The organism is Mesorhizobium sp., assembly GCF_004962925.1.
GTDB lineage: Bacteria > Pseudomonadota > Alphaproteobacteria > Rhizobiales > Rhizobiaceae > Mesorhizobium.
In genome coordinates, this window is sequence record NZ_SUEO01000287.1 from 1 (window position 1) to 4,953 (window position 4,953).

General features: G+C 64.5%; 5 protein-coding genes. All 5 read right to left on the minus strand.

Translation table 11 applies throughout. The features are described from left to right. Positions 1–118 precede the first annotated feature (118 nt). The gene (locus E5W87_RS32770; protein WP_292407305.1) at positions 119–2,173 is read right to left on the minus strand and encodes a M3 family metallopeptidase; all 2,055 of its coding nucleotides are present in this window, start codon (positions 2,171–2,173) and stop codon (positions 119–121) included. Between the two features lie 116 nt (positions 2,174–2,289). Further along, positions 2,290–2,700, minus strand: a complete 411-nt coding sequence (locus E5W87_RS32775) for a nuclear transport factor 2 family protein (protein WP_292407306.1) — start codon at positions 2,698–2,700, stop codon at positions 2,290–2,292. A gap of 9 nt (positions 2,701–2,709) precedes the next feature. Beyond that, a complete protein-coding gene (locus tag E5W87_RS32780) occupies positions 2,710–3,354 on the minus strand; it encodes a carbonic anhydrase (RefSeq protein WP_292407307.1) in 645 nt (214 codons plus the stop codon). A gap of 171 nt (positions 3,355–3,525) precedes the next feature. Continuing rightward, positions 3,526–4,299: a DUF429 domain-containing protein gene (locus E5W87_RS32785; RefSeq protein ID WP_292407308.1), complete on the minus strand. Its 774-nt coding sequence runs from the start codon at positions 4,297–4,299 to the stop codon at positions 3,526–3,528. After that, the coding region (locus E5W87_RS32790; RefSeq protein ID WP_292407309.1) for a PfkB family carbohydrate kinase at positions 4,296–4,953 on the minus strand (658 nt) is incomplete at its 5' end. The genes E5W87_RS32785 and E5W87_RS32790, both read right to left, overlap by 4 nt.

Sequence of the window (4,953 nt, forward strand, 5' to 3'; positions counted from 1 at the left end):
CCCTAACCCCTCCCCCTTGTGGGGAGGGGTTAGGGGTAGGGGTACATCGTAGAGCGAAAGCCTCGGCGTTCCACCTGCGATAGCCCTGCCCACAACGGTGGATTGGCAGTTTCGCTGTTCAGACCAGCCCGCGCTTGACCATCATCGCTTCGGGCGAGGGCATCTTGCCGCGGAAGGCGGTGTAGAGTTCTTCCGGGTCTTTCGAGCCGCCGGCAGCATAAATGTTCTTCCTGAGCCGCTCGGCCAGCGCCGGATTGAACGGGTCGCCGGTCTCCTCGAAGGCGGCGAAGGCGTCGGCGTCGAGCACCTCCGACCACATGTAGGAATAGTAGCCGGCCGAATAGCCGTCGCCGGAAAATATGTGGCCGAAATGCGGGGTGCGATGGCGCATGGCGATGGTGTCGGGCATGTTGAGCTTTTCGAGCGTTTCGGCTTCGAAACGAAGCGGCTGTTCCGGCGCATCCGGCCGCGCGTGGTAGGCCATGTCGACCAGCGCCGACGCGGTGAACTCGACCGTGGCGAAGCCGGCGCCGAAGGTGCGCGCCGCCAGCATCTTGTCGACCAGCGCCTTCGGCATCGGCTTGCCGGTCTTCACATGCAGCGCATGCTTTTCCAGCACCGCCGGCACGGTCAGCCAGTGCTCGTAGAGTTGCGAGGGCAGTTCGACGAAATCGCGGCTGACCGAGGTGCCCGCGACCGATGGCCAGGTGACGTCGGTGAGCATGCCGTGCAGGGCATGGCCGAATTCGTGGAACAGGGTCTTTGCCTCGTCGACCGACAACAGCGCCACCTCGCCTTCCGGCGGCTTGGCGAAATTCATGATGTTGTAGATGACCGGCTTCGAGCCATCGCCGAGCTTATAGCCGGATTTCAGTGCGCTCATCCAGGCGCCTGAGCGTTTCGAGGGCCGCGCGAAATAATCGGCCAGGAACAGACCGCGCTCGCTGCCATCGGCATTCCTGACGACGAAAACACGTGCGTCCGGATGCCAGGTGGCGATGCCTTTCTTCTCCTCGAAGGTGATGCCGAACAATCGTGTCGCCACGTCGAAACAGGCATCGATGACGCGGTCGAGCTGCAGATAGGGCTTCAGCTCGGCCTCGTCGAAGGCGAACTTCTCGGCGCGCAGCTTCTCCTGATAGAAGCGCCAGTCCCAGGCAGCGAATTTTTCGTTGCTGCCGGCCTCGGCCGCCAGCCGCTGCAACTCGGTTTGGTCGCTTGCGGCCTTTTCCAAGGCTTTTTCCCAGACCGGGTCGAGCAGCGTGTGCACGGCCTCCGGCGTCTTTGCCATGGTGTCGTCGAGCTTCAGCGCGGCGAAGGAAGCGTAGCCGAGCAGCTTCGCCTTCTCGGCGCGCAGGCGCAGCATATCGCGCACCACGATCGTGTTGTCGGTGGCGCCATCGTTCTGGCCGCGCATGGTGAAGGCGCGGAAGGCGATCTCGCGCAGGTCACGGCGCTCGGAGAAGGTCGAGAACGGCTCGTAGATCGAGCGCGACAGGGTGACGGCATAGCGGCCCTTCTGGCCGCGCATCTCGGCGGCTTCAGCCATCGCGCTTTTCAGGAATTCCGGCAGGCCGGCAAGGTCGGCCTCGTCGAGGAACAGCCCCCAGTCGCGCTCGTCGGCAAGCAGGTTCTGGCCGAAAATGGTGCCGAGCGACGACAGTTCCTCATCGATCGCCGCCAGCCGCTTCTTGCCCTCGGCGTCGAGCTTGGCGCCGGAGCGGACGAAACTCTTCCAGGTCTTTTCCAGCACCCGCAGCGTCTCTGCATCGAGCTTCAGCGCCTCGCGGCGCTGGTAGAGGTCGTCGATGCGGGCAAACAGCCTCTCATTCATCGAGATCGCCGAGAAATGCCTGGACATCTTTGGCGAGATCTCGCGCTCCAGCGCCTGGATCGCTTCGTTGGTGTGGGCGCCGGCCCGGCACCAGAAGATCGACGAGACATGGTCGAGCGCCTCGCCGCCAAGCTCCAGCGCCGCGAGTGTATTCTCGACGGTCGGTGTCTCGGCATTGCCCGATATCGCCTCGATCTCGGCCTCATGCGCCTTCAGTGCCGCATCGAAAACCGGAGAAAAATCGCCGTCGCCGATGCGGGTGAAATCGGGCAGGCCTAGCGGCCCTTGCCAGGTGGTCAGCGGATGGGCGGCGAGGTCGACGGCTTTCGAGGACGGCATGGAGAATCTTTCGCTGAGTGAGAGGGCTTTCGCTGAGTTGGCTGTAGAGGCAGGGCGGGATCGTCACCGATGTAAGGCGCTGGCCGGTTGCGCGCAACAGCGCGGCGGTTACCCGCTCAGTAGCCGTCGCAGTTTTCCGCGATCGCCGCCTGCGAACTGGCGGTGATGCGGTTGTCGGTGATGGCGAAGGTTTCCTGCATCAGCATGTCGTTTTTGGGAAAATCATAGCAGGCGATCACCGTGGTCACGCCGCCTTCGGTCTTCTCGATCCGATGCCGGATCTCGGCTCCGGCGACAGCGCCTTTCCATTCGTCGATCGAGGCGATGAACTCCTGCTTGGTCTGGACGACGCCGAGGTCGTCGAGTTTAATCCGGACGTCATCGGCAAGCAGGTTCGACAATTCCGTGCGATCGGCGACCAGCAGCGCCGCATACCAGCGGCCGATGAGCGCCCCGTCGTCGGCGCGGGCGGATACGATTGAAATCAGCAGCGCCGCTGCGGCCAAAGCGATCGAACGGCTTATCATGCAATCCTCCTATGTGATCTCCGGCCGCTCGAAATCACCGGTGTCCTTGTTCATCACCCAGAGTTCGCCGGTCGAGATGTCGAACCAGGCGCCGTGCAGCGACAGCCGTCCCTTGCCTTCCAGGATCGAGACGCAGGGAAAGGTCCTGAGATTGGCGATCGAATAGCGGATCGAGATGCGCTCCAGCGCGGTCTGGCGCTCCGTCGCCGTCATGAAGGTGCTGGACGACACCGTCTCGGCCGCCGGCGCAATCAGGCTCATCCATTTGCCGATGAAGTCGCCGGGCGACAAGGGCGCAGCCGTGGCGTCGAGTGCTGCGCGGATGCCGCCGCAGCGGCCATGGCCCATCACCACGATGTTCTTCACCTTGAGGCTCTGCACGGCGAACTCGAGCGCTGCCGAGGTCGAGTGGAACTGGTCGTCGGGCGCATAGGGCGGCACCAGATTGCCGACATTGCGCAGCACGAAGAGTTCGCCGGGGCCAGCGTCGAAGATCGCCTCGGGAGCCGCGCGGGAGTCGCAGCAAGCGACGATCATCGTTTCGGGGGACTGGCCTTCGCGAGCGAGCGAGCGATAGCGGCCGCTCTCGGCGAGATAGCGGCCGCTCATGAAATTGCGATAGCCGGCGAGCAGATGGTCAGGGAGATGAGGCATGGGCGGCGTCTGGAGCCTTTCCGGGTTGGGCGGCAGCTCTTTTAGGTCAGAAAGGCTCTAGCGGTAAAAGCCGGTCGCGAGCAATGCCGAATCGCGGATGGCTGGCTGCAACAGGAGTGCAGCAAACAAGGCTCAGCCTTGGTAAGACCAATGTCCTTGCAAGCCAGGTTGTCATGCCCAAATGGCGACAGGGATGCCAAAACGGTCGACGAGTGGCGGATCCGGAAACGGCCTCGCCTCGCCGCTGGCGATACGGCCGGCGATCAGCATCACCACTGCGGCGTCGAGAAAGTCGTCGGCAGCAGCGCCTCGCGGCGGCGTCCGGTCGAGAAAGTCCCTGATATAACCGTGCTGGCAAAGCAGCGCCTTGCGTTCCGCCATGCCGGCCGGGTTGATGGCGCCCTTGATCTTCTTCGGCAAGCGCATCGCGTGGTCGTCGTTCAGCCGGCAGAAGGCGACTTCCGGGTGCGATTCGAAGACATGGCTGCGCAGTTCGGGACGCGCGATCAGCACGGCATCGATTTCGCGGATCTTGGCAAAGATGCCGAAGGCCTGGATCGAGACGCCGCGCGGCGGATTGGAGGTCGCCTTCGCCACCTCGCTTGCCTGGCGATGCGCGGCATACCAGGCCTCGATCGTGGTGAAGCCATCTGTATGCGCGTAAAGCGCTGCACGCGAGGGGATGGCGAAGACGCTGGACTGCCTGTTACCAAGCAGCGGCCGCACCAGCGCCTCCGGCCCGCGACCGCCCTTCTGCGAGAGTTCGGGCAGGCCGATCGGCATGTCGACGGCGACCGTCGCATCGGCCGGCAATGCGTCGAGCAGTGCTGCGAAGCTGGGAAAAACGGCTACCGAGGGCGCAGCACCCAGATCGCGGCGAACGGCGATCCAGCCGGCCTTGCAGCCGTCGACGCCGACAAGGACGCGGCTGCCGTCCGAAGTCACGCCCTTTTGTCCCGCCCCGGATGCAGGAGATGGCGAAGCTGCACCATCGCCATCGGGTGTGACAGGCTCTGTGCGTCGGTTTCGAGCTGCAATTCATCGCCGCCGCGCTTGGCGGTGCGCGCCAGGATCTCGTAGACCGCCGCCGTGGTCGACTGCAGTGCCTTGATCGCAGGCTGGCCGGACAGGATGCGTGCCAGATAGACGGCCGCCGTCAGGTCACCGAGCCCATTGGGCGGCTTGTCGATGAGGCGATGCTCGGCGAGCAGCGCCTGGCTGCCGTTGAGCAGCAGATTGCCGGTGCCACCGGCCATCATCGCCGGCGCCGAAGTGACCAGCATGGTAGCCGGCCCGGCATGAAGTGCGGCCGTCATCACCGCTTTCAGATCGGGCAGCGGCGCTCCCGCCATCCATTCCAGCTCGTGGCGGTTGGGCGTGGCGATGTCGGCGATCGGCATCAGCCGGTCGCGCATGGCGATGGCGGTGGTCTCCGGCACATAGAGCCCGCCCGAATCGCCCATCACCGGATCGCAGATATAGATGGCATCCGGCGTCTTCGCCTTGACCGCGCCGACCAGCGAGGCGACGGCGTCTGCCTGACCGCTTTCGCCGAGATAACCGGACAGCACCGCGCCGACCTCGCCCAGCCACGGCGCG

Bases quoted from the DNA above. Each gene is read 5' to 3' on its own strand.
- E5W87_RS32770 (WP_292407305.1), bottom strand. From the start codon at position 2,173: ATGCCGTCCTCGAAAGCCGTCGACCTCGCCGCCCATCCGCTGACCACC.
- E5W87_RS32775 (WP_292407306.1), bottom strand. From the start codon at position 2,700: ATGATAAGCCGTTCGATCGCTTTGGCCGCAGCGGCGCTGCTGATTTCA.
- E5W87_RS32780 (WP_292407307.1), bottom strand. From the start codon at position 3,354: ATGCCTCATCTCCCTGACCATCTGCTCGCCGGCTATCGCAATTTCATG.